The following is a 22,353-nucleotide window of genomic DNA, read 5'->3' as shown; positions in this document are numbered from 1 at the left end:
GTCGCCGGTCGATCGCGAATCCCAAATCCCGATCCCAATCCTGATCTCAAGAAAAAACGGAATCGATGATGCCGAGTTTCCACCACGGCGATGTTGAGATTGCCTATGTCGACGAAGGCGCGGGCGAGCCGATCGTGCTGGTGCACGGCTTTGCCTCGAGCAAGAACGTCAACTGGATCTATCCGACCTGGGTGTCGGAGCTCGTCAAGGCCGGCCGTCGCGTCATCGCGCTCGACAATCGCGGCCACGGCGAATCCGCCAAGCTCTACGATGCCGCGCAGTACGAGATCGCGATCATGGCAAGCGACGTGATCGCGCTGATGGATCATCTCGGCATCGCGCGCGCCGACATCATGGGCTATTCGCTGGGTTCGCGGATGACCGCGATCCTGGCGCGCGAAAATTCCGATCGGGTGCGCTCGGCGATCCTGGGGGGCATCGGCATCGGGCTGATCGAGGGCGGCGGACCCGGCGAGGCGGTCGCGCTGGCGCTGGAAGCGCCGTCGCTCGACGATGTCACCGATCCGGTCGGCCGCACCTTCCGCGCCTTCGCCGATCAGACCCGCTCCGATCGCCGCGCGCTCGCTGCCTGCCTGCGCGGCTCGCGCCGCCTGATGACGCGCGAGGAGGCCGCCGGCATCCGCGCGCCGGTTCTGATCGCGGTCGGCAGCAAGGACGAAATCGCGGGCTCGGCGTCAGCGCTCGGCCGGATCATTCCGGGTTCGCAGGTGCTCGACATTCCGAACCGCGACCACATGCGGGCGGTCGGTGACAAGGTCTACAAGACCGGCGTCATCGACTTCCTGTCGCAGCGCAAATAGCTCGCCGGCATCGTACTTGGCGTTGTTCTCGGCATCGTCTCTGGCGAAGGCGCGCGCCGCCGCGATCAGCACCACGAAGGTCGCAACCCACACCATGCGCGCGCCGTAGCGGTCATGCGGACCCGAGATCACGCCGCAGATCGCGGCATTGCCGAGCAGCGCGAGTGTGACCGTGCCGGCAAGCAGCGTCAGATCGTCGAGCCGGCGCTGCCACAGCCCGCGGCCGAACAGCAGCACTGTCAGCAGCATCGAGGCCAGCGCGACCGGCACATGGATGCGGTTGATCGCGGTGAAGTCGAGATGCCACTTCTGTTGCCGCGCCGCGCGCATCGGCGCGACCTGCGCGGGAATGTAGCGCTCGATGATGCCGTAGGTGTGCGGGATCCAGCCGCTGGTGCCTTCGCCGGTCGCGACATGCATCAGCTGATCGACGGTCGCGGTCAGCGCGGCCTCGGCCTGCCATGTCGGATATTCGGCCAGCGAACGCTTCACGATGGTGCCCATCTCGTCGTTCAGTCCCTGGAAGCGGCCGAGCGTGTTGAACATGCTGTGGCCCCACAGGAAGTCGTCGGCGGTCGGCGGCAACTCGTTGCGATAGGGGCAGAGCTTCAGGTTCTCCTTCGCGCAGTTGTCGCGCAGATATTGCGTGACGATGCCATCCTGCAGCATGCGGCCGAACGCGACGCCGATGCCGCCGGGTGTCCAGGCGAGCTGTCCGGACAGTGCGAAATTCGCTGCCAGCAGCATCGCCGCGCCCGCGACGATGGTCAGGCTGCCCTGCACGAGGCTTGCGATCGGAACGCGCCGGCCGAGCCACGGCCGCAGTATCCAGCCGACCAGGCACAGGCCAAACAGCACTCCGAGCGTTGCGCTGTGGGTCGCGGCAGAGAATGCGATGAAGCCGAACAGCACCGCCTTCTCCAGCGTCGAAACCCTGTCGCCGTGCAGCACGAGGATGAAGAGCGCGAGCACCGATAGGCCGGCAAAGATGTCGGTCAGCAGCATGCTCGCGAGCCAGGGCAGCGCGGTGGTTGCGATCAGCGCGAGGCTGATCGCAGTCAGCCGGACCGGCCGGGCGAGGCCGAACACGCGCAGCGTCAGCTGCAGGATCCACAGCGTCGCCAGGGTCTGGATGCCGAGGTTGAGCCAGAAGCCCGATGTCTCGCCGGCATGGAGGTAGATGCCGAACACCGTGGACCGGCTCGGCACCAGATAGCCCTCATACCAGCGCGCCAGATAGCCGCCGGTATCCCATTGGAGCAGCGGATAGCTGTTCCAGAAGGCAGGTGCGAGCAGGAGGAGGGGAATGGCGATGGTGGCGATCCAGACCGACCGAGCATCGGTCAGGCGGGCACGTAAACGCTGGGTATTGATGATGTTTCCCCCTTTTTATTGGGGGCCGACCATGCCCAAAACCACACTGGAGACGAAATCCGCCAATAGTTGCAGAAGCACGGCTTGATTTCGGCAAAATCCCGACCAATTCCCTTAGACGCCGGTCCGGGGGCGTAGGGGTGGGGTTTACCGTACCGAGCCTTTCCGGGACGCGCTGGGTCCACCGTGCTATAACGCACGTCAGAACAACCGAATTGCGAGAGCAGCTATGGCAGTTCATCAGGTCAATCCGCAGGGCGCGAAGCTGGCGGCGCTCGATCCGATCTGGGATCGGATCCGCGGCGAGGCGGAAGACATCCTGCGGCGCGAGCCGGAGCTCGCGACCTTCATCTATGCGACCGTGCTGCATCATGAGCGCCTCGAAGATTCAGTGGTTCATCGCATTGCCGAGCGGCTCGACCACGCCGCGCTGTCGGGCGATCTGATCCGCCAGACCTATGGCGAGGCGCTGCGCGACGAGCCCGATATCGGCAACGCGTTCCGCGCCGATCTCGTCGCCGTCTATGACCGCGATCCCGCGACCTCGCGCTTCATCGATCCCTTGCTCTACTTCAAGGGCTTTCATGCGCTGCAGACCCATCGTCTGGCGCACTGGCTGTATCAGAAGGGCCGCAAGGATTTTGCCTTCTATCTGCAGAGCCGCTCCTCGGCGGTGTTCCAGACCGACATCAATCCGGCGGCCAGGATCGGCCGCGGCATCTTCCTCGATCACGCCACCGGTTTCGTCTGCGGCGAGACCGCCGTCATCGACGACGATGTCTCGATCCTGCATGGCGTCACGCTCGGCGGCACCGGCAAGGAGAACGAGGATCGCCATCCGAAGATCCGTCACGGCGTGCTGATCGGCGCCGGCGCCAAGATTCTCGGCAATATCGAGATCGGCCATTGCGCGCGCATCGCGGCGGGCTCCGTCGTGGTCAAGCCCGTGCCGCACAACGTCACGGTGGCGGGCGTGCCGGCGAAAATCGTCGGCGAGGCCGGCTGTGCCGAGCCGTCGCGCACCATGGACCAGATGCTCAACGCGATCGGTCTTTGATTTCATTCGCTTTCTGATCGGCAGCGCGTTTCAGCGTGTGCGCAACATCACGTCGCCAAAGCCTGAAAAGGCTCTGGCGATCTTTGCCGTCTCGTCCTAAAACCTCCCCGAAAATCATCGACCCGATTGGAGACGGCCGTGGACGTTCAGGAAGTCAGGAAGCTCGACGCGTATCTGAAGCGCGTGTTCAGCAATCCCAAGATCCGCGTGGTGCCGCGGCCCAAGAAGGACGACTCCGCCGAGGTCTATATCGGCGAGGAGTTCATCGGCGTGCTGTTCGTCGACGACGAGGACGATGATCGCTCGTTCCAGTTCCAGATGGCCATCCTGGAAGAAGATCTCGCCGAGTAAGGCTGAGAACAGCCTCAGATCCTCATATGAGGAACCGACGGGCGCGCAAAAGCGCGCCCGAAGACGGACCTAGCAACAAAGCAATTTGCCTCGTCACGATGGGGTAATGCTTAGCTCTTTCGGGGGCTGGACCGATCGCTCCGCCGGCCTAGGACAGTGTCAGCCTTTTGCGCTGTGCATCTGCGCGGAGAGGCGGCCCATAGCGGTAGCGATGTCGCGCCATTGCGCGAGCCAGTTGCGCGGAAAGCGGAAGGTCAGGTCGGCGCCCTCGATGCGCTGCTCGCTCAGGCACATGCCGGGTGTCGAGGTGTCGCGGGTGCAGCGCGCGACGAGCTGCGGCTCGGCCGCGGTGAACAGATCCTCGCCGCCATAGGGCGTGCCCTCGCGGAACGCGCGCGCCGTCAAGCCGTCATCTGTATTGGCACGCTCGTCGAGATAGCGCGGATAGATCGTGCGCAGGCGCATGTCCGGCGCGAGTGAATCGTGGTGGGCCGCGATCGACACGAAGATCCTGTCGATCGGCTGCACCTTGTCCTCGATCGTATCGGCGCTGTAGTGCTTCGGCGCAGCCGGCGCCTCCAGCGACGGATAGAGGAAGCTCAAATCGACGCGCTCCTGCGGCCCGGAATGGCGCTGGATCTTCATGCGCACCGCCATGGTCGGCACGTTGAACAGCGTGCCGCCGACGCTGACCGGCAGCCGCGACGGATCGCTCGCCGGGATGGTCGTATAGGTCGGCCACAACAGATAGGCGACGAGCGCAATCGCGCCGGCCGCAATGACCGCAGAGGCGATGATCGGGACGAGATGCGCGCGTGGATTGCGGCGGGTGTCGCGGGCGAGATGCTGGGCGGTCGACAGAAGCGTCATGAACGAGGCAAAGACCGGATCGGGGGTGGTCGAATCACCCGCCGAATATGCCATGAGGCGAGGAATTTCCGTACGATTCCAACGGAATCCCTGAGCGAATGGCCATGCGCAAACGCCGCGCCAGATCGGCCGGATTAACCTTTCCTTAAGGATGATGTGGCGGCCGGCGGCCAATTCTGCGAAGCAGGGGCCAGTTGCCAGTTGCGTAGCGGAAGTTCCCGATGTCGCCCGATACCTTGAATTCCCTGTTCTCGCTGTTGATTGGCTTTGCGTTCGCGGGCGCGCTGGCGAGCGGCTATCAGGCGATGGCGGAGCGCCCGGCCGGTTTCGGCCTGCTGCAGGAGGGCGTGGCGCCGAAGACCTTCGCGGCGGTGCCGTTCCTCGTCTTCGCCGCACCCTTCATCATCATGCGCAACACGCTGCGCGGCGCACGTATCGAGCGCCGCCGCTTCGAGTTCGTGATGATGGCAACCGTCATCTCCGGCTTCTGGAGCCTGATGTCGGGCACCTTCTTCATGATGACGCTGCGCGCCGCCGGCGTGCTCGGCTGATCCGATCGTGATCCGCGCCGGATCATGGTCGCGCTTGCTTGAAACCATGTCGGCCGCTGTGCCAAGGTCTCCTCCGATCCAAGGAGACCTCAATGGCGATCTACGAACTCGACGGGCAGGGGCCCGATCTTCCCGCTGGCGGCAGCTACTTCATCGCCGACAATGCCGTCGTGATCGGCAAGGTGCGCCTCAAGCCGGGAGTGAGCGTCTGGTTCGGCGCGGTGCTGCGCGGCGACAATGAGTGGATCGAGATCGGCGAGGGCTCCAACGTCCAGGACAATTCGACCCTGCATGTCGATCCCGGCTTTCCCCTGACCATCGGCAACAACGTCACCATCGGCCACAATGCGATCGTGCACGGCTGCACGCTGGAAGACGGCGTGCTGATCGGGATGGGATCGATCGTGATGAACGGCGCGCGCATCAGGCGCGGCAGCGTGGTCGGCGCCGGCTCGGTGATCACCGAGGGCAAGGAGTTTCCGGAAAACTCCCTGATCATCGGTGCGCCCGCGCGTGTGGTGCGCACGCTTGACGCCGCGCAGGCGGAAGCGCTGTCGCGGCCGGCCAAGTCCTACGCGATCAGGGGACCGCAGTACAAAGCCGGACTGAAGAAGATCGGCTAAAGCATGATCCGGAAAAGTGCGAAGCGGTTTTCCGAAGAGATTATGCTTAGACAATAACTCTGGTTTTCAGCGCTTGCGGCCCTGCTTGCGCGCAGCCTTCGGTGCTGCGGGGCCGGGCTTTGCTGCCTCCTGAAGTCTTGCGCTCTTGCGCAGCGCATCCTTCAGGTCGATGGGAATACCGTGCTTCCTAAGCAGGTCGGCGAAGGCCTCGTCCGCGAGCTCCTGCAAGGTCGCCATCCGGTCGCGGCCAAGCTGCTTGAGCTTGTCGAAAGTATCGTCGTCAAATTCGATCAGCTTGCGCAAATTGCATTGCTCCCACACCTTATTGCCCCAACGCCGGTGGGAACCGGCGTTTTGCGGACCCGTTGATGTCCGCAAGGGAGAGTTGCCATGCGCAAATTATCCGTCACCATCGCACTCACGACAATCGTGCTTCTGTCTGCACCAGTCGTTGCGTTCGCCCAGGGTGCTGGGACCGGTAGTCCCTCATCAGCCAGCCCGACATCACCACAAGTGGCGTCGCCGCCCGGGACGAACAGCGCCGGCACCGCGCAGTCCTCCGGCAGCCTCAATACCGGTAAGGGCGTCACCACCGGTTCGGCGACGACCACAGAGAGCGTCGACAAGGCGATCGCCGACGAGAACAAGGAGATCGACCGCCGTACGAAAGGCATTTGCCGCGGCTGCTAACTTTTGACGGCTGCGCCTTGATGAACGCGGGTCGCGCAGAAGTGAGCGCGACATCGACGCGCGGCCGAAGCCGCGGTCCTACATTGCGCTAGCATGCGCGCGACGCGGCGGAGGAGGCTTGAAACGAAAGAGCCTTGGAAAGAGGAGTAACGGGTGATGTTGCGTAAAACGATGATTGCCTTGCTGGCGACGGCATCGGCCGCCCTGTTCACGGTCGATACGGCGTCGGCACGGTTTGGCGGCGGCGGATTCCACGGGGGTGGTGGCTTCCACGGCGGCGGCGGTTTCGGCGGCTTCCACGGCGGTGCATTCCGCGCCATGGGCGCGGGCGGCGGCTTTCGGTCGGCTGCGATCGGCGGCGGCTGGCACGGTGGCGGTTGGCACGGCGGTGGCTGGCATGGTGGCGGCTGGCACCGGCGCGGCTGGGGCTATCCGTTCGCGGCGGCAGCGATCGGCTTCGGGCTCGGCTACGGGGCCTACGATTACTATGACGGCTACTACGGCAATCCGTACTACGCCGGTTACGGCTACGACGATGGCTACGGCTATGGTTATGGCTACGGTGACGGCGGCTGTTACGTCGTGCGCCGTCGCATGCTGACACCGTATGGCTGGCAGATCCGGCCGGTGCAGGTTTGCAACTGAGCCATCCGCTGACGCATGGCCGGTCCATGCGATCGCCATGCTGATGGTCTTGGAATGTTTGGCGCGGCCTCGGTGTCTTGATGCCGAGGCCGTCGCGCATTGGTATGTCGCTTGCTTTGCGTGACTGCAGTTGCGTGCGCGCGTCGCCAAAACAGATGGTCCGGCTGTTGGAGCCGGGCCTCAGAGGACATCCGAGATGCTGACCATTCCTGATCTGACATTGCTGTTCATGGTGGTTGTTTCGAGCCTTGCCGTTGCGCTGGTCTACATGCTCCACGAGCTCGAGCCGCAGCTTGCGCGGTTGCGGCAGAACGGCAGTCGCGTCGTGCGCGATCGCACCAAATAGGCTGGCAACACCGTTCGCTGCGCCACAGCCGTAGCGATGTCGCAGATGCAGAGCCCGTCAGCCGGGCTCGTCGTGCTGCTTCGGCCGCATGTCGGAAGCCAAGCCTTGGTGGGGCGGTTCCGAGAGCGGGATTCCAGCGCTCCAAAAAACAAGGCCGTCGACGTAGTATACCGTCAACGACCTTGCCAGCCCCGGATATTGAAATCGGCTCACGCCATCCGGTGATTTAAGGATGACTCGGATTCGAAGTCGGACATGTGAACCAGTTCACAAAGTCCGGATTAATTCACGGTAACGGGCACTCAAACGCGGCCGTTGTCAGCAGGCCTGGAGTCCCAAAGTTCCACTTAGCTGCTGATCTTGTTCGGGATTTGGCGCATTTTGATGGCCGTCCGGTGACCGGGCGATCGCCATCTTCGCTCGTCAGCCGCGCGATCTGTGGCGCTTGCGGTTGGCGCTCCGTGTGGCCTTCGATCGCTTGCGCGGCTCGGGCTCGGCGGCCGGCTCGTTGGCCTGCGCGCTCGCCAGCGACTGGCGCAACCCCTCGACCTGCTCGGTCAGTGCGGTGACCTGGTCGGACAGCCTCTTGGCGTCGGCCTGCTGCAGGGCGAACTGCTTGCGCATGGTCAGCAGCTGATCCTGCACTTCCTGCAACTGGTCGATGGATTCCTGCTGGGTCGCCTCCATCCCCTTGGTCTTTTCCACCAGGGCCTCGGAGACCTGCGCGGTCCGCGCCTGCAACTGGCGGGCGGCGACCATCCGATCGGTCTCGGGCACGTTGCCGCTGAAACTGCGCCACAGCGCGATCGAGCCGATCCCGAACAGCACGAGCACCAGCGCCACGGCGCCGATCGCGATCGGCTGCACGCCGATCAGGCTGCTGGTTTGTGAATTCCGGGGGGCAAGTTCGACCATGCGACCAGAACCGGACATCGTTTGAAAGGTTCGAATTAGCACAACCTTGCCGCGGGCAAAACCCGGGGCTTCGAGCCGATGGCGAGGGCGCTGCAAAATCAGCCGCAAATTCCGAGGCTTCTGCCCCAAAACGGGACTGTGCAGCGCGTCAGCCCGCGGGCGCGATCAGGCCGACCCTCATGTCCTTCGCCAGATAGACGCAAGCTCCGTCGGCGAGCACGCGGCCGTCGGCGATCCCCAGCACCAGGCGGCCGCGCCGGACCTGGCGCATGTCGACCTCGTAGCGCACCAGCCTGACGTCCGGCGTGATGTGCCCCCGGAACTTGACCTCGCCGACCCCGAGCGCGCGGCCTTTGCCCGGTGAGCCCGACCAGCCGAGCCAGAAGCCGATGATCTGCCACATCGCGTCGAGACCGAGGCAGCCGGGCATCACCGGGTCGCCGGCAAAGTGACAGGCGAAGAACCAGTGGTCCGGCACAACGTCGAGTTCGGCCGCGACACGGCCCTTGCCGAACGCGCCGCCGTCGATGCCGATATCGGTGATGCGATCCATCATCAGCATCGGCGGGGCCGGTAGCTGCGCATTGCCGGGGCCGAAATAGCCGCCCTCGCTCGAGCGCAGCAGATCCGGCTTGCTGTAGGACGATTGCGGCGTGTGAAAATCGTGCGGGTTGAACAAGATGGCCACCGACCTTGGGGTTAAAGTTGAACGTTAGGAGCGGCTGCGCCGCGTGGCTTTTGACGTGCTGGGCGAAGGGCCGGCCGGCAGCCGCAGCGCGGCGGCCATGAAGGCCCAGATGTCGTCGGTCAGCCTTGCCGGATCCGGCCGCCGTTCGCCGGTCAGTGCGCCGATCAGCGCCTGACGGATGCCTCCGATCATCAGCGCGATGGTGAGGTGAGGGTCGAGTTTTGCGGGCACGATCCCGTCGCGTTGCGCGGCTTCGAGCATGCGCGCACCGCCTGTGAGCTGGCGGCCGGTGAAGGCGGTCTCGACGTCGAGGACCTCGGGTGCCCGGCTCAGCGGGCCGATCACGAGGGGCGCGAACGGGTGCTCATAGTGAAAGGCGACATAGACGCCGATCCGCGCCCTCTCGCGGTCCGCCCAGTTCGTGGCGGACAGCTTGGCGCCGCCGAATGCCGCCTCGTCGAGACGCTCATAGAAGTCCACGACCACGGCAGCGATCAGGCCGGCCTTCGATCCGAAGTGGTGATAGGCGAGCCCGACCGAGACCAGGGCCCGTCTCGCGACGGCCTGCATCTCGAGGTGCCCCTGGCCTTCGATCAGTTCCTGTTGGGCCGCCGCGAGCAGCCGTTCACGTGTCCCGAGGCTCGTCGCGCCCATCGCTTGTTCCTGAATTGAATTCAATTCAATAGGCTAGATGCTAGGATGTCAAGCCTCGGACGCCGGACCGGCCGAGCGAACCGGCGAAAGGCATGCGATGGCGTTTGCGATCAAGACCGAGATCCGTGAACCGCAGGCGAAGGCGTTCACCTTCGCCGCGCAGAAGACCATGTATGGCGGCAAGCTGATCGTCGCAGGCGACGTCGTGTTCGTATTCGCAAGCGAGAACGAGGGCGGCAACGGCCTGATCGCGCGTGGGATCGTCACCGCGGCCGAAGCGGTGCCGCGCAAGGCCGGCATCGCCAGGCAAACGCCGCGCGTCGGCATCGCGGTCAGACGCGTTGCGTTGGCAAGGCAGCCGCTCGGACGCGACCAACTCAAGCGCTTCAAGGATTGGGACGACGGCCGGCCCGAGACCGAGCTCAACTTCAAATTCTACCGGCAGGCCACCAACAAGATCGTCGGCATTACCGACAAGACGGCGGCCTTTCTCGAGCGTTTCTTCTGAGGTTGCGATCGCAGCCCTCATTCGGTAGCCCGAGTTCGCGATAGTCGATGCATTCGCCGGCCGCTTGCCTGCCTTGATCATCTTCATCAGCTTTAGGATCGTGCCGTGGTGTCGTACGGAATGGCCGTGCCGGGGCGTTTCTGCGGTCCCGTTGCGAACGCCTGGTCGCAGTGCTAGCAGTCTCTTCAAGGAGAGACGGTATGAGTGACAACGAGCAGACGGCCAACCACTACACGAAGCAGTGGTCGAGCGATTTGAACTTCAGGTCGTTCGTTCAGCAGAATGCTGAAGCGGCGAAGGCAATGCCGAGCCGGCAACTGCCGTGGGCCGAACTGTTCGAGCGCATTCGCAAGCAGGCGTCAGAGCGCACGACGTCGGTCTACGATGCCGCTTGCGGATTTGGTGACATCCTCAATCAACTCGCGGCAACCCCGGTGCCTGCAAAGCTCGAATATGTCGGTGCCGATATTCACGGTGCGCTTGATACGATCGATCGATACGGGGTTGCTACTCTGCTCAAGCATGACATCACGCGTGAACTACCGACACGGCAGCCGTTCGACTTTGTCATCTGCCGTGCGGCCATCCATCACACGCCGGATCCGCGCGCGACATTCGACACGTTGGTGCGACAACTCGCGCCCGGCGGCACCATCGCCATTACCGCCTACGCCAAGAAGGCGCCGATGCGTGAGGCCGTCGATGATGCCTTGCGGGCAGCGATCATTCCGATGCCGAATGACGAGGCGTTTGCGACCGCGAACCAGCTGACGGCGCTTGGGCGAGATCTGCAGCGCACCAAGGGCCAGATCACGATCGAGCAAGATTTGCCGTTCCTTGGCATCAAGGCAGGCAGCTATGACGTCCAGACCTTCATCTACAATCACTTCATCAAGTGCTGGCACAATCCGGCGTTCTCCGAGCAGCACTGCGATCTGGTGAACTTCGACTGGTATCACCCGCCGTTCGCGTTCCGGTACGAACGGGATGAGTTGCGTGAGTGGGCAGCCTCCTGCGGACTCGAGATTATCAAGGAGGCCTCGACCGAAGCGCAGCACTACATGGAATGCCGCTCGCCGCGGTAAGCCAGACCCCGGACAAGAATCGACGCATTTGCCGATTCATTCGGCAAGCACGCTCAAACAGCTGCCGAGCGGTGTCCACACGGGATCATTTGTCGCGCCCCTCGTGCCATTGAAAAGGTTGCGGCCAGGCTTTGGGGGAAGCCTGGCCGCGCGCGAACCGGTCTGGGACGGGGAGGGGTGGGGATGTGACCGGGTCGCGAACTTGATTCCTTGTTGCCGCTCAGCGTGAGCTTGCGGTTGAAATTGCGGGGCGGCTGTCACCGAGCGAGACCCACACATTGGGATCGCTCTGCGATTGCCGCTTGACGAAGCGGTAGCCGGTCTCCGTCCAGGCGACGATGCTCTCGTTCTGGTTATCGAGCACGAACTCGCCCTTGTCGGTCTTCACCGTCAGCACTGCGTGGCCTTCGCCCTTCTTGTCGCGGACCACCGTGATTAGCAGCGCCTCGCGCGGCCAGCCGGCATCCATCAGCATCTTGCGCTTCAGGAGCACGTAGTCCTCGCAGTCGCCGTAACCGTCGGTCGGCAACGACCATTTCTCGATCACGCCCCAATGATCCATGTCGGTCATCGGCTTGATGGATTCGTTGACCCACTTGTTGACCCGCACGAGGTCGCGCCAAGCGGTCTGCGACATCACGATGTCGCGTGGTTGCGTCGCGCCGCCGCGGCATTCGGCCGGATTGTCGGCGCAGAATTCGACCCAGCCGATCGGCGAACGCGCAACGTCACCCAGGCTGGCGTAGACCACGTCGCCGGCCTTGGCCGACACGCACGTCGCAAACAGAATGGCGGCAACCGCCAAACCTTTCCCCTGTCCCCTGAACCCAAACATCGTAGCCCCCGTTCTTCTTGTTGGGACCACGTTTCGCACAAAGCTTTTGCGCCGCCGCTAAGTACGCAAAGTAGATTTGACGCGAATACTGCTAAAAGCTGCGGCGAATTCGATCTGTACTTGAATCGAATTCGCACAAAATTTGAAACAACTGCAATTGATTCAAATTTTATGCATTAACGCGGCAAGCGTTGCGGCAGCGCGGTTTGTTGCGCCAGACGGCGCGGCTGTTAACCGCCGATTGTGCCGGGCCAAACGCGGCGAAGGCGGCCACCGGGTGCACCGGAGGCCGCCTTCGCGGGCTGAAAACGGGGGTCTTGAGCGGTTTTTCGCTTTACCTCGCGGTAACGCTCTCTTCGAGGGTTTCCGCGGACTGCTCGTGGACGAACTCGAGCGCGAAGCCTTCCTCGAGGTTTCGCACCACGCGGGCCTGCACCCGGCCGAGCATCACCAGCGATTTCAGCGGCGGGCGGTTCTCGGCGGCAATGGCCGCACCGGACAGAGAAAGGTCGATGATGCGGCAGGTCATCCGCGTGCCGTCTTCCTGGGTGAGCAGGGCGATCGGGTTGCGCGGCACGATACGATCATGGCGGCGATCCTCGGGCAGATTGAGGATGTCGCGGTTGGCGAGCCAGGTGAGCTGGGCGGCGAGCTTGTCGCGCTTGCGCGCGGTGGCGCCGATCGTCATGGCAAAGCCGTTGTCGATGATGCGGGTGATACGGCCCTCGACGCGGCCGATATGGTCGAGATAGGCGATCACGCGGTCGCCGACATTGCCGATGCCGGGCGCCAGCAGCGCCAGGCCGCCCGGGGACATGTTGATAATCTGGCAGGGAAACTCGCGCCGGTCGGGCAGCATGTAGCGACCGAGCAGGTGCACCTTGACGCGCTGGAAGCGGCGCCGCTCCTCGGCTACGGGGACGACGTTAGTTTTCTTCTGTGCAAACGACATCACGACAACCCGGCCACCGTCCATTCGGAGCCCCGATGACCCTAAAGCTGATAGGGTTAACGGGGCGTTACGGTTGTGAAATGGAACCCGGACACGGAGCGAGAGCGTCAGCGACGTTCGCGTGCGCCGTACCGGCGTCATCAGGGCCGTCGACGCGGCGCGCGCCCGGGCGCGGCGCAAGATTCTCCGGCGTCTTGATGTTGCGCGCGAGACCTGCCGCCTCGAATGCCTTGATCAGCCACCAGCCGAGATCGATCTGACCCGGCAGCAGCCCGAGCTTCGCGGAGCCGGGATAGGCGTGGTGATTGTTGTGCCAACTTTCGCCCATGCTGATCAGCCCGGCGATGCCGACATTGTAGCCCTGGGCTGCAACGCCCTCGATAACCCAGGTCTGTCCGCCCTTGCGATGCGAGTAATGACCGATCAGCCAGTGACCGGTGACGCAGACCGCGACCCGGACGCAGATGCCCCAGACCAGCCAGTTCCACGAGCCGATCGCAAAGAACAGCAGCGCCCAGGGCAGTTGCTGCCACATCCAGCTTCGCTCGACGAATGCATAGAAGCGATCACCGGCGAGCCGCGGTTCGAGCCGGAACAGTGGTGGGTGCTTCAGCACGAGCCTGCAGTGCAGCTGCCACCAGGCATCGCGCCAAAAGCCGGCCGCGTGGCAGGAATAGGCGTGACAGGCCGCCTGACGCTGGGCCCAGTCGCGAAAATCGTGCAGCCGCACCATGCCGTAGGGGCCGGCCATCCCGACCAGCGTGCCGAGATAGACGCAGAGCCGCTCGAGCCAGAGCGGACAGTCGAAGCTCGCATGGATCAGGCGCCGGTGCATGCCGACCGAATGTCCGAAGCAAAGGGTGATCGCACTGGTCACGATGAACAGCGCGAATGCGCTCCACGAGAACAATAGCGGCCCGAAGATGATCGCGACTGCGGTCATGCTGCCGAGCCACAGCGACTTCGCCGGTGCCCATTGCACGCATCCATCCAGCGGGTCGGTGCGCTCGTCCGCGAAGATTCGTTCGGAGCCGGGCTGTAGCTTCATTCCGTAACCTGAGATTGTGCCGCAGCTTGGGGTGGAGCTGCCGTTACTGTCAATCCGCCGCGCCCGTCCGTCATGTCGCAGCAGGCATTGGCAACCCCGGCGAGTTCACCTAGCCTCGACGATGAGTAGGCTCATGGGGTGGAGACGTTCAATCATGCGACTGAAACCGTGGCTTGCACTTGTGGCGGCGATCCTCGCAGGTTGCGGCATGGCACGTGCCGTCGAGATGCGCGTCACGTTGCTCGGCACCGGCACGCCGACGCCGCGGCTCTCCAGCTTCAGCGCCGCGACGCTGGTGGAGGCAGGGCCGGAGAAGCTGATCTTCGATCTCGGGCGCGGCTCGACGATCCGCCTGTTCCAACGGAAGATCCCGATCGGCGCGATCACGGCGCACTTCATCACCCATCTGCATTCCGACCACGTCGTCGGCCTTCCCGACATGTGGTTGACGGGATGGATCGGCACGCCGTTCGGCTCGCGCAAGACGCCGATGGTGATCTTCGGACCGAAAGGCACGGTGGCGATGACCGAAAATCTCACCAAGGCATTCTCCGAGGACATCCGCATCCGGATCGACGACGAGAACTATCCGCCTTCGGGTGTCGCCTTCGCGGCCAAGGATATCGAGCCGGGCCCGGTCTACGAGAAGAACGGCGTCAAGGTCACCGCGATCGAGGTCAATCACGGCGAGAAGATCAAGCCGTCGTTCGGATATGTCGTCGAGTATGACGGCAAGAAGGTGGTGCTGTCGGGCGACACCAAGCCGGACGAGCGGGTGGCGAAGGCCGCCGAGGGCGCCGACCTCCTGATCCATGAGGTCGCGGTCATCGACCCCGACCTGTTCAAGGCCTATCCGAACTACCGGGCGATCGAGAACCATCACACCTCGCCGGAAGAGGCCGGCACGATATTCGCAGAGGCGAAGCCGAAGCTTGCGGTCTACTCGCACATCGTGTTCGCGAGCCAGCCGCCGACCCAGGACGTGCCGGAGGACGTCCTGCTGAAGCGGACGCGCACGACCTATCAGGGGCCGCTGGTGATCGGGCACGATCTGATGTCGTTCGTGATCACCGACAAGGTCGAGGGCTTTGCCCCCGACGGCACCGCGCTGAAGTGACAGCGCCTGCGTGAAAGCGAACGCGGCGAGGCTATTTGGCCTCGGCGTCCACGGCCGGCTCGACCGTCACCGCCGGCGGTTCAACGGTCACGGCTTTCAGCACCTTGCGTTTCGCCGCGCGGATCTCGAGCTGCAGGGGCGGCTGATAGGACCCGGCGGGCGGCTCGAACATGAAGGCGTGGTGCCCGTCGCCCTTGTTGAGCTTGAGCAGGTCCTTGCGGAACTGATCGGCGACGACTTCGGCAACGAGTTCGCCGTTGAAATAGATATCGATCGTCACCCGTTTGTCGGGATGCTGGTCGTACAACGCCCAGCCCGCGATCCTGTTCTCGTTGAAGACGTCGACATGGCCGGTGACCTCGCTTGAGAGGCTCTCGATGCCGGCCTCGATCACCTCGAGATCGCTTCGGTAGATCGATCGCGTCACGTCGAAGCTGAAATTCGCCGTATCGACGCATTGCTCCAGCAGGTTCTGCCGATGCTCCTTCATGCGTTGCAGCGTGTCCAGTTCGCCCAACTTGACGTACATGCCAACGATACCTTCGATACCTGCATTCATGGTGTCGTCCCCGCAATGCTACTAACTTCTGCGCACTCAGCTGCGTTCACAATCGATGGTTTCTTGCGATGCTTCCTTGCGGAAAAATACTCCCGTCAAGACTTGAAGCGCCTCGTCCCGCCAAGGTCAGTCGTGACGACCTTCATGGCAGGCATTCATGACATCCCAATCGTCCTGACCTAAACTCGGTGCGGCCGTACCCGGCCCAACGACAAGGACAGGGAGAGCGAACCGATGGAGCAGATCCGCGTCTGCACGCATGATGGACCTGGAGCCAAGCCCGTAATCCGGACCGTGCCATGGCCGGAAATCGGCAAAAAGGCGGCCTTGATCAAGGTCGGCGCCTGCGGGGTTTGCGGAACCGACCTGCACATCCTGAAGGGACATTGGCCGAAGCCGCTGCCATGGCCATTCACGCTCGGCCATGAGCTCGGGGGCGTAATCGTCGCATGCGGCCCGGAGTTCACCGAAGACTTCATGAGCAAGCCGCTCGAGGTGGGATCGAAGGTGATGATCCCGCCCTTGATGCCGTGCGGCCGCTGCTATTACTGCATCCATTATCCCGAGAGCGCCAACAAGTGCCTGACGCCGGTCTATTACGGCCGCTATCTCGGCTTCGACAAAGCGCCGCACATGTGGGGCGGCTGGGCTGAATATGTCTATGTCGATCTCGACATGCTGCCCGGCACCAAGATCTATAAACTGCCCGACGACATGTCGCTGCGGCTGGGTGCGCTCTCCGAGCCCTTGACCTCCTGCATCCGCGCCTTCAACCGCGCCACGCGTGCCGGCGGCTTTTCCTGGGGCGGCACGGTGGTGATCCAGGGCTCCGGGCCGATCGGCATCCTCGCGGTGGCGGCTGCGCAGGAGATGGGGGCAGGGCGCGTGATCTGCGTCGGTGCGCCGGAAAATCCGCGGCTCAAGCTGGCGCGCAAGTTCGGTGCCGAGGCGACCGTCGACATCGAGCAGCTCAAGACGCCGGACGAGCGCATCAAGGCGGTGCGCGACATCGTCGGCGGCTTCGGCGCCGATCTCGTGATGGACTGCTCGGGCCATCCGACCGCCGGCCCCGAGGGCATCGAGATGCTGCGCGACGGCGGCACTTACGTGGAGATGGGCCAGTTCACCGATGCCGGCTCGATCGATACGTCGTGGCACCGCATCTGCACCAAGGACCTCAACGTGCTCGGCTCCTGGGGCTTCACCGGCAACGATCTGCCGCTCGGCGTCGACATGCTCTACCGCGCCCGCGACAAGTATCCCTGGCTCGACATGCAGACGATCTATCCGTTCACCGAGGACGGCGTCGCGCAGGCGGTCGCGGACGCGATGGCGATGAAGACGGTGAAGTCGACCATCGTGCCGTGGCCGGAACTGGTCGGATGAGGTCGCTATTCCTGTTGCAGTGCTCCCAAGGGAATAGCGGCCGGGTGCTGCCGATCATGGTCTGATATCGCTCGCCGGGACGACGGCCCGGCGCTAACATCTGATCATGCAGTCGAACCGCGTGCCGCCGCGTGCAACATTTGCGTGGGGAAACCTGTCCGAGGACTTCGCGCTGTTCAGGACGCTCAGCGCGGAGCAGCGGCTGATCGCCTTTGGCGCGATGACCCGGCGCGATCTGGTGCGCGGCGAGCTGCTGGTCGAGCAGGGCGGTGCTTCGGATGCATTATTCCTGGTGCTGCACGGCGCGCTCGCGGTGCACCGGACCGATCATCCCGAGCCGATTGCGGAGCTGCGCGCCGGCGAACTGGTCGGCGAGATCGGCTTCTTCGCCAACATCCCGCGCACCGCCAATGTGATCGCGATCCGCGACAGCAGCGTGCTGGTGCTGACGCGGGCGGCCTATGCGCGGCTTGTCGAGGAAACGCCAGGGATCGTCGAGGCGCTGCTGGCCGCGCTGGCGCAGCGGTTTGCCATCCAGACCGCGCGGCTGCTGCCGGTCCGGGCGTCACCGAAGGCGCGCACCGTCGCGCTGATCTCGGGGGGACGCGAGCCGGTGCCGGCTGCCTTTGAACAAAGGCTGCGCCACGGCCTTGCCGCCGCCGGTGCCGAGATCGTCGACCTCGCGCGCGTGCAGGCGATGTTTCCCGGCCGTACGCTTGACGCCTCCGAGGTCGCCGACTGGCTCAACCGGATCGAGTACGACGCGCCGTTGGTGGCCTATTTCGGCGGCTCCGAAGCATCGGAATGGGCGCGCAAGACCATCCGCCAGGCCGACCTTGTCGTGTTCGCCTGCCGCGGTCCGGCGCCGCCGCCTGATCTGACCGAGCTCGAGAGCTTCGCTTGCGCCGTGCATCCGGCGTCGGCGCGGCGCCTGGTGCGCGTTCATGACATCAGGCGGAACGAGGTCAGCGGCACCGCGGCCTGGCTCGCGCGGCTGCCTTGCTTCATGCACCACCATGTCGCGCTCGAGGACCAGATCGATATCGACAGCCTGGTGCGCTTCCTGTGCGGCCGCGCCGTCGGGTTCGTCGCCGGCGGCGGCGGCAGCCTCGGCACCGCGCATGTCGGGGTCTACAAGGCCTTTCGCGAGCGCGGCGCCATGTTCGACATCTTCGTCGGCACCAGCGTCGGTTCGGCGATGGCGGCGGGCTTTGCCAAGAACTACGACGCCGAGCATCTCGAGCGCGGCACGCACGAGATCTTCGTCTCCAGCCGCAGCTTCCGCCGCCCGACCTGGCCGCGCTATGCACTGCTGGACCACAAGGCCTTCGATGCGGCGCTTGCCGATCAGTACGGCCACAATTGCCGGATCGAGGATTGCTGGCGGCCGTTCGCGGCGGTCGCCACCAATCTGTCGACGCACAGTCTCGAATTGATCCGAACCGGCCTGCTCTGGCAGGCGGTGCGCGCATCGAGCGCCATTCCCGGCCTGCTGCCGCCGTTCTATACAAAGGACGGTTCGATGCTGGTCGACGGCTGCCTCGTCGACAACGTTCCGCTGGCGCAGATGCACCAGATGAAGAGCGGCCCGAACCTGGTGGTCCATTTCGGCGAGCCGGCAACCGAGATGTTCGACGTCGACTACGCCGCGCTGCCGGGAAGGTTCGAGCTGCTTGCGACCCTGCTGTTGCCGTTCCGGCGGAAGTCGCTTCCGGCCGCGCCGAGTGCTGTCAATGTGTTGTGGCGAAGCCTGGTCGCGCATCAGCGCTACGACACGCTGCCGACCACGCCGCTCGACCTGGTGATGCGCCCGCCGACGCCCGATGGTATCGACGTGACCGATTTCGACCGCCATCAGGAGATTTTCGAATCGTCATACCGCTGGGCCCACGAAACCATTGCTGCCTCGGAGGCCGCGCACAACCCCGCCATTGCGGCGATCGTCGCGTTCGCCAAGAATAGAGACAAGGATGCGGAAAAGGACACGGACAAGAGCGCGGATCAGGTGACGACGGCGACCGCGCCGGTTTCCCATCAGGCCCGTGTCGGTTGAGCCGCTTGCAGGCGCCGCCGAAGTCGACCATCGTGCCGGACTGAAATCCGGAGAACACGATGCCTTTCGATTTGATTCTGCGCGGCGGACGAGTGGTCGACCCGTCGCAAAAGCTCGATGCGGTGACCGACGTCGCCTTTGCCGGCGGCAAGGTCGCTGCGATCGGGAAGGGACTGGCCGCCGAGCCCGCGACCGACGTGCGCGACGTCTCCGGGCTGATCGTCTCGCCGGGGATCATCGACCTGCATACCCACGTCTATTGGGGCGGCACCTCGCTCGGCATCGACGCGGAGGAATTCTGCCGCGCGTCCGGCGTCACCACCTCGGTCGACACCGGCAGCGCCGGCCCCGGCAATTTCGCCGGATTCCGCAAGCATGTGATCGAGCCGAGCCAGGTTCGCATCCTCGCCTATCTGCACGTCTCGCATGCCGGCATCTTCGGCTTCTCGGACCGGGTGATGGTCGGCGAGAGCGAGGAGTTGCGGCTGATGAATCCGGTCGATGCCGCGCGCGTCGCCGACGAGAACCGCGACCTCATCGTCGGCATCAAGGTGCGCGTCGGTCTGTTCGCCTCGGGCACCTCGGGGCTGGTGCCGCTCGAGATCGCGCTCGAAGTGGCGGAGCAGGTCGGCATGCCCTTGATGGCACATATCGACCATCCGCCGCCGAGCTATGAGGAGGTGCTGGCGCGGCTGCGTCCGGGCGACGTGCTGACCCACGCCTTCCGTCCGTTCCCCAACACGCCGGCGACCGCGCAGGGCACCGTGAAGGGGAGCGTGCTGGAGGCGCGCGAGCGCGGCGTGCTGTTCGACATCGGCCATGGAAAGGGCTCGTTCGCCTTCAAGACCGCGCGCGCGATGCTCGCCAACGGCTTTTATCCCGACACCATCTCGTCCGACATCCATCAGCTCTGCATCGACGGTCCGGCGTTCGATCAGGTGACGACGATGTCGAAATTCCTCTGCATGGGGATGCCGCTGCCGGACGTGATCGCGGCGTCCACCGTCAATGCCGCGATGGCGCTGCGGCGGCCGGAGCTCGGCAGCCTCAAGCCGGGCAGCGTCGGCGACGCCACGCTGCTCTCGATCAAGGAAGGCCAGTTCGATTATGTCGACGTGGTCGGCGAACACCTGACCGGCGACCGCAAGATCGCATCCGAAGGCGTCGTGATTGCTGGACGCTGGTGGCATCCGAGGTAGGCGCTCAAAGAATCCGCATCGACTTCTCCCTCAAAAAGCCGACATCGAAGGCGGTCTGAATCGATGTCGGCTAAGGGCCCAGAAGCGGAAGTCGCAATCAAGTGTTATGCTGGGCCGCAATCATCCAGAGAACGTACATGAAGACCATTGGCATACTGGGCGGAATGTCGGCGGCTTCGACCCAAATTTACTACCGCGAGCTATGCACGATGACGCGGGAGCGGCTTGGCGGACTTCACTCTCCCGAGTTGCTGATCCGCTCTCTTGATTTTGCTCTGATCGAAACCCTCCAGATGAAGGGCGATTGGACGGCCGCTGGAGTTATTCTCAACGAGGGGGCCAGGGCGCTGGAGCGCGGAGGCGCACAGGTCATTGTTTTGGCAACGAATACCATGCACAAGCTTGCGAATGAGATGATGGCGGGAGTTCATATCCCGTTTGTTCACATCGCTGACGCGACCGCACATGCAATCAAGACGAAGGGGCTTCGGACGCCTGGTTTGATGGCGACCTCCTTCACGATGGAGCAGTCGTTCTATACCGATAGATTGATTGCCGCCGGTCTTAAGCCCGTCATCCCAAATCCCGGCGATCGAGCGGAAACACACCGGATCATTTACGAGGAGCTCTGCAAGGACGTAACGACCGAACAGAGCAGAGCGGCCTATGTAGCAATCGCTGAGCGGCTTGCTGCGTCGGGGGCCGACAGCCTGATTTTGGGGTGCACAGAGGTAGGAATGCTGCTCAATGAAGGCAATGTCGAGATGCCGGTTTTCGACACGACGCTGATACATTGCAAAGCGGTGTTGGACCACGCGCTGGAATGACCGGTTCGGGTCACAAGCCGACCACGACGCCAGTATGAACAGGGTCGGCCTCCCTTCTAAGGCGGAAATTGCAACCCTCTGAGCCAAGGTCAGCTGGGGGACATCCCGCACACTTTCCAATCGCTTGAAAGTGCGGTGATATGGCGTCTCGAGATGCCTGGCGTTTTACGGCCAAGGGTGTCCGCTTGCACGGGGGAGAATGCGCGTGAAGGAACTGGCAGGAAAGACCGCGTTCGTGACCGGCGCGGCGTCAGGTATTGGGTTGGGGATCGCGACCGCCTTTGCCCAGGCGGGCGCGAAAGTCATGCTTTGCGATATTGAAGACGCGGCTCTGTCCGCGGCGCTCGAGCAACTGAGGCGCACCAATGTCGATGTCGATGGCGTGAAAGCGGACGTCTCACTCAAGGCCGAACTCGTGGCGGCGGCCGAAGCCACGACGGCCCGCTACGGCAAGGTGCATATCCTGGTCAACAACGCGGGCGTCGGCGGCGGTGGGCCCTATGGCACCTGGACCGACGCGTCGTGGAATTGGACCCTGGGCGTCAACCTGATGGCGACCATCTGGGGGATCGAGATTTTCGGGCCGTTGATCGAGCAGCATGGCGAGGGTGGACACATCGTCAACACGGCCTCGCTCGCTGGAATCATTTCAGGGGGAAGCACGGCCTACAACGTTTCGAAGTATGGCGTCGTCGCGCTGTCCGAGGGCCTGCGGCCTGAACTCGCGCCACGCGGGATCGGCGTATCGGTGCTGTGTCCCGGGTTCATTCGCACGCAAATCGTGAACTCAGGGCGCAACCTGCCCAAGCGCTTCGAGGGGGCGGTCCGCGCCTTGCCGACATCGGGCCCGCTTGCCGAGCGGATCAATCAGGTCCGGCAACGCATCTCCGAGGGCATCGATCCCATGTATGTCGGTGAACTCGTCCGCGAGGGCGTCGAAAACGACTGGCCCTATATCTTCACCGACCTCGAATTCGAACCGGTGGTCGACGCGCGCTTCGCCGCAATCAAGCAAGGCTTTGATCAGATCCGCGGGCGCAACCCGAAACGTTGAGCGCGCGGCCCGTCCACCAGCTGCTGCGAATGATGCGCAATCGCAGCCTATGGCGGGCCGGAATACCGGCTTGCCGAGCAGAACTTCGCGAAGTTCGCCGAAGCACTGACGCAGATCAACCAGCTGCTGGTGCCGCAATTCCTGA

General features: G+C 63.9%; 25 protein-coding genes and 1 pseudogene. 16 read left to right on the top strand and 10 right to left on the bottom strand.

What is annotated here, in order from left to right; all coding sequences use genetic code 11:
* Positions 1-68 precede the first annotated feature (68 nt).
* Positions 69-821, top strand: coding sequence for an alpha/beta hydrolase (locus QDT69_RS03220; RefSeq protein WP_279705211.1), 753 nt, complete (start codon positions 69-71; stop codon positions 819-821).
* A gap of 45 nt (positions 822-866) precedes the next feature.
* Here QDT69_RS03220 and QDT69_RS03215 read toward each other — a convergent pair.
* Positions 867-2,168 (bottom strand): annotated as a pseudogene (locus tag QDT69_RS03215) (hypothetical protein); the annotation flags it as partial.
* A gap of 256 nt (positions 2,169-2,424) precedes the next feature.
* On the opposite strand from QDT69_RS03215, the gene cysE reads away from it, so the two are divergent.
* Positions 2,425-3,252 carry a serine O-acetyltransferase gene (gene cysE, locus QDT69_RS03210; RefSeq protein WP_146991133.1) on the top strand — a complete coding sequence of 276 codons (828 nt, stop codon included), beginning with the start codon at positions 2,425-2,427 and terminating at the stop codon, positions 3,250-3,252.
* A gap of 138 nt (positions 3,253-3,390) precedes the next feature.
* Entirely contained in the window at positions 3,391-3,603 is a 213-nt protein-coding gene (locus tag QDT69_RS03205; RefSeq protein ID WP_021077729.1) for a DUF3126 family protein, read from the top strand.
* Between the two features lie 159 nt (positions 3,604-3,762).
* On the opposite strand, the gene QDT69_RS03200 is transcribed toward QDT69_RS03205, so the two are convergent.
* A complete protein-coding gene (locus QDT69_RS03200) occupies positions 3,763-4,473 on the bottom strand; it encodes a hypothetical protein (RefSeq protein WP_279705684.1) in 711 nt (236 codons plus the stop codon).
* Positions 4,474-4,694: 221 nt separating this feature from the next.
* On the opposite strand from QDT69_RS03200, the gene QDT69_RS03195 reads away from it, so the two are divergent.
* Both QDT69_RS03195 and QDT69_RS03190 read left to right on the top strand, forming a co-directional pair.
* A complete protein-coding gene (locus QDT69_RS03195) occupies positions 4,695-5,024 on the top strand; it encodes a hypothetical protein (RefSeq protein ID WP_074125661.1) in 330 nt (109 codons plus the stop codon).
* A 92-nt stretch (positions 5,025-5,116) separates the two neighbouring features.
* On the top strand, positions 5,117-5,647 hold the full coding sequence (locus QDT69_RS03190; RefSeq protein WP_279705210.1) for a gamma carbonic anhydrase family protein: 531 nt from the start codon (positions 5,117-5,119) through the stop codon (positions 5,645-5,647).
* A 66-nt stretch (positions 5,648-5,713) separates the two neighbouring features.
* Here QDT69_RS03190 and QDT69_RS03185 read toward each other — a convergent pair whose 3' ends face one another.
* Positions 5,714-5,950 carry a hypothetical protein gene (locus QDT69_RS03185; RefSeq protein ID WP_074125663.1) on the bottom strand — a complete coding sequence of 79 codons (237 nt, stop codon included), beginning with the start codon at positions 5,948-5,950 and terminating at the stop codon, positions 5,714-5,716.
* A gap of 87 nt (positions 5,951-6,037) precedes the next feature.
* Between QDT69_RS03185 and QDT69_RS03180 the strand changes: the two genes are divergently transcribed.
* The 3 genes from QDT69_RS03180 (at position 6,038) to QDT69_RS03170 (ending at position 7,328) form a co-directional block, all read left to right on the top strand.
* The gene (locus QDT69_RS03180) at positions 6,038-6,337 is read left to right on the top strand and encodes a hypothetical protein (RefSeq protein WP_279705209.1); all 300 of its coding nucleotides are present in this window, start codon (positions 6,038-6,040) and stop codon (positions 6,335-6,337) included.
* Positions 6,338-6,493: 156 nt separating this feature from the next.
* Positions 6,494-6,982 carry a hypothetical protein gene (locus tag QDT69_RS03175; RefSeq protein WP_279705208.1) on the top strand — a complete coding sequence of 163 codons (489 nt, stop codon included), beginning with the start codon at positions 6,494-6,496 and terminating at the stop codon, positions 6,980-6,982.
* A 196-nt stretch (positions 6,983-7,178) separates the two neighbouring features.
* Positions 7,179-7,328 carry a hypothetical protein gene (locus QDT69_RS03170; RefSeq protein WP_279705207.1) on the top strand — a complete coding sequence of 50 codons (150 nt, stop codon included), beginning with the start codon at positions 7,179-7,181 and terminating at the stop codon, positions 7,326-7,328.
* A gap of 423 nt (positions 7,329-7,751) precedes the next feature.
* On the opposite strand, the gene QDT69_RS03165 is transcribed toward QDT69_RS03170, so the two are convergent.
* The 3 genes from QDT69_RS03165 to QDT69_RS03155 form a co-directional block, all read right to left on the bottom strand.
* Positions 7,752-8,243, bottom strand: coding sequence for a hypothetical protein (locus QDT69_RS03165; protein WP_279705683.1), 492 nt, complete (start codon positions 8,241-8,243; stop codon positions 7,752-7,754).
* Positions 8,244-8,391: 148 nt separating this feature from the next.
* The gene (gene fabA, locus QDT69_RS03160) at positions 8,392-8,922 is read right to left on the bottom strand and encodes a bifunctional 3-hydroxydecanoyl-ACP dehydratase/trans-2-decenoyl-ACP isomerase (protein WP_279705682.1); all 531 of its coding nucleotides are present in this window, start codon (positions 8,920-8,922) and stop codon (positions 8,392-8,394) included.
* Between the two features lie 33 nt (positions 8,923-8,955).
* Positions 8,956-9,585, bottom strand: coding sequence for a TetR/AcrR family transcriptional regulator (locus QDT69_RS03155; RefSeq protein WP_279705206.1), 630 nt, complete (start codon positions 9,583-9,585; stop codon positions 8,956-8,958).
* Positions 9,586-9,682: 97 nt separating this feature from the next.
* Here QDT69_RS03155 and QDT69_RS03150 point away from each other — a divergent pair, with 97 nt between their 5' ends.
* Both QDT69_RS03150 and QDT69_RS03145 read left to right on the top strand, forming a co-directional pair.
* Entirely contained in the window at positions 9,683-10,093 is a 411-nt protein-coding gene (locus QDT69_RS03150; RefSeq protein ID WP_279705205.1) for a hypothetical protein, read from the top strand.
* 200 nt (positions 10,094-10,293) lie between these two features.
* Positions 10,294-11,178, top strand: coding sequence for a class I SAM-dependent methyltransferase (locus QDT69_RS03145; RefSeq protein ID WP_279705204.1), 885 nt, complete (start codon positions 10,294-10,296; stop codon positions 11,176-11,178).
* A 220-nt stretch (positions 11,179-11,398) separates the two neighbouring features.
* On the opposite strand, the gene QDT69_RS03140 is transcribed toward QDT69_RS03145, so the two are convergent.
* The 3 genes from QDT69_RS03140 to QDT69_RS03130 form a co-directional block, all read right to left on the bottom strand.
* The gene (locus QDT69_RS03140; RefSeq protein ID WP_279705203.1) at positions 11,399-12,013 is read right to left on the bottom strand and encodes a transglutaminase-like cysteine peptidase; all 615 of its coding nucleotides are present in this window, start codon (positions 12,011-12,013) and stop codon (positions 11,399-11,401) included.
* Between the two features lie 334 nt (positions 12,014-12,347).
* Positions 12,348-12,965 carry a PilZ domain-containing protein gene (locus QDT69_RS03135; protein ID WP_021077717.1) on the bottom strand — a complete coding sequence of 206 codons (618 nt, stop codon included), beginning with the start codon at positions 12,963-12,965 and terminating at the stop codon, positions 12,348-12,350.
* 67 nt (positions 12,966-13,032) lie between these two features.
* Positions 13,033-14,013 carry an acyl-CoA desaturase gene (locus QDT69_RS03130; RefSeq protein ID WP_279705202.1) on the bottom strand — a complete coding sequence of 327 codons (981 nt, stop codon included), beginning with the start codon at positions 14,011-14,013 and terminating at the stop codon, positions 13,033-13,035.
* Between the two features lie 154 nt (positions 14,014-14,167).
* Between QDT69_RS03130 and QDT69_RS03125 the strand changes: the two genes are divergently transcribed.
* A complete protein-coding gene (locus QDT69_RS03125) occupies positions 14,168-15,130 on the top strand; it encodes an MBL fold metallo-hydrolase (protein WP_279705201.1) in 963 nt (320 codons plus the stop codon).
* A 31-nt stretch (positions 15,131-15,161) separates the two neighbouring features.
* On the opposite strand, the gene QDT69_RS03120 is transcribed toward QDT69_RS03125, so the two are convergent.
* Positions 15,162-15,689, bottom strand: a complete 528-nt coding sequence (locus QDT69_RS03120) for a hypothetical protein (RefSeq protein ID WP_279705200.1) — start codon at positions 15,687-15,689, stop codon at positions 15,162-15,164.
* Positions 15,690-15,923: 234 nt separating this feature from the next.
* Between QDT69_RS03120 and QDT69_RS03115 the strand changes: the two genes are divergently transcribed.
* The 5 genes from QDT69_RS03115 to QDT69_RS03095 all read left to right on the top strand — a co-directional run bounded on the left by QDT69_RS03115 (position 15,924) and on the right by QDT69_RS03095 (position 22,208).
* Entirely contained in the window at positions 15,924-17,075 is a 1,152-nt protein-coding gene (locus QDT69_RS03115) for a zinc-binding dehydrogenase (RefSeq protein ID WP_279705199.1), read from the top strand.
* Positions 17,076-17,181: 106 nt separating this feature from the next.
* Positions 17,182-19,128, top strand: coding sequence for a cyclic nucleotide-binding and patatin-like phospholipase domain-containing protein (locus tag QDT69_RS03110; RefSeq protein WP_279705198.1), 1,947 nt, complete (start codon positions 17,182-17,184; stop codon positions 19,126-19,128).
* A gap of 59 nt (positions 19,129-19,187) precedes the next feature.
* Positions 19,188-20,327, top strand: coding sequence for an amidohydrolase/deacetylase family metallohydrolase (locus QDT69_RS03105; protein WP_279705197.1), 1,140 nt, complete (start codon positions 19,188-19,190; stop codon positions 20,325-20,327).
* 137 nt (positions 20,328-20,464) lie between these two features.
* A complete protein-coding gene (locus tag QDT69_RS03100) occupies positions 20,465-21,154 on the top strand; it encodes an aspartate/glutamate racemase family protein (RefSeq protein ID WP_279705196.1) in 690 nt (229 codons plus the stop codon).
* Between the two features lie 205 nt (positions 21,155-21,359).
* Positions 21,360-22,208 carry an SDR family NAD(P)-dependent oxidoreductase gene (locus QDT69_RS03095; RefSeq protein WP_279705195.1) on the top strand — a complete coding sequence of 283 codons (849 nt, stop codon included), beginning with the start codon at positions 21,360-21,362 and terminating at the stop codon, positions 22,206-22,208.
* Positions 22,209-22,353: the final 145 nt, after the last annotated feature.

It is taken from the genome of Bradyrhizobium sp. CER78 (genome assembly GCF_029846235.1).
Taxonomy (GTDB): Bacteria; Pseudomonadota; Alphaproteobacteria; order Rhizobiales; family Xanthobacteraceae; genus Bradyrhizobium.
This window is presented reverse-complemented; position numbering and strand designations above follow the sequence as displayed.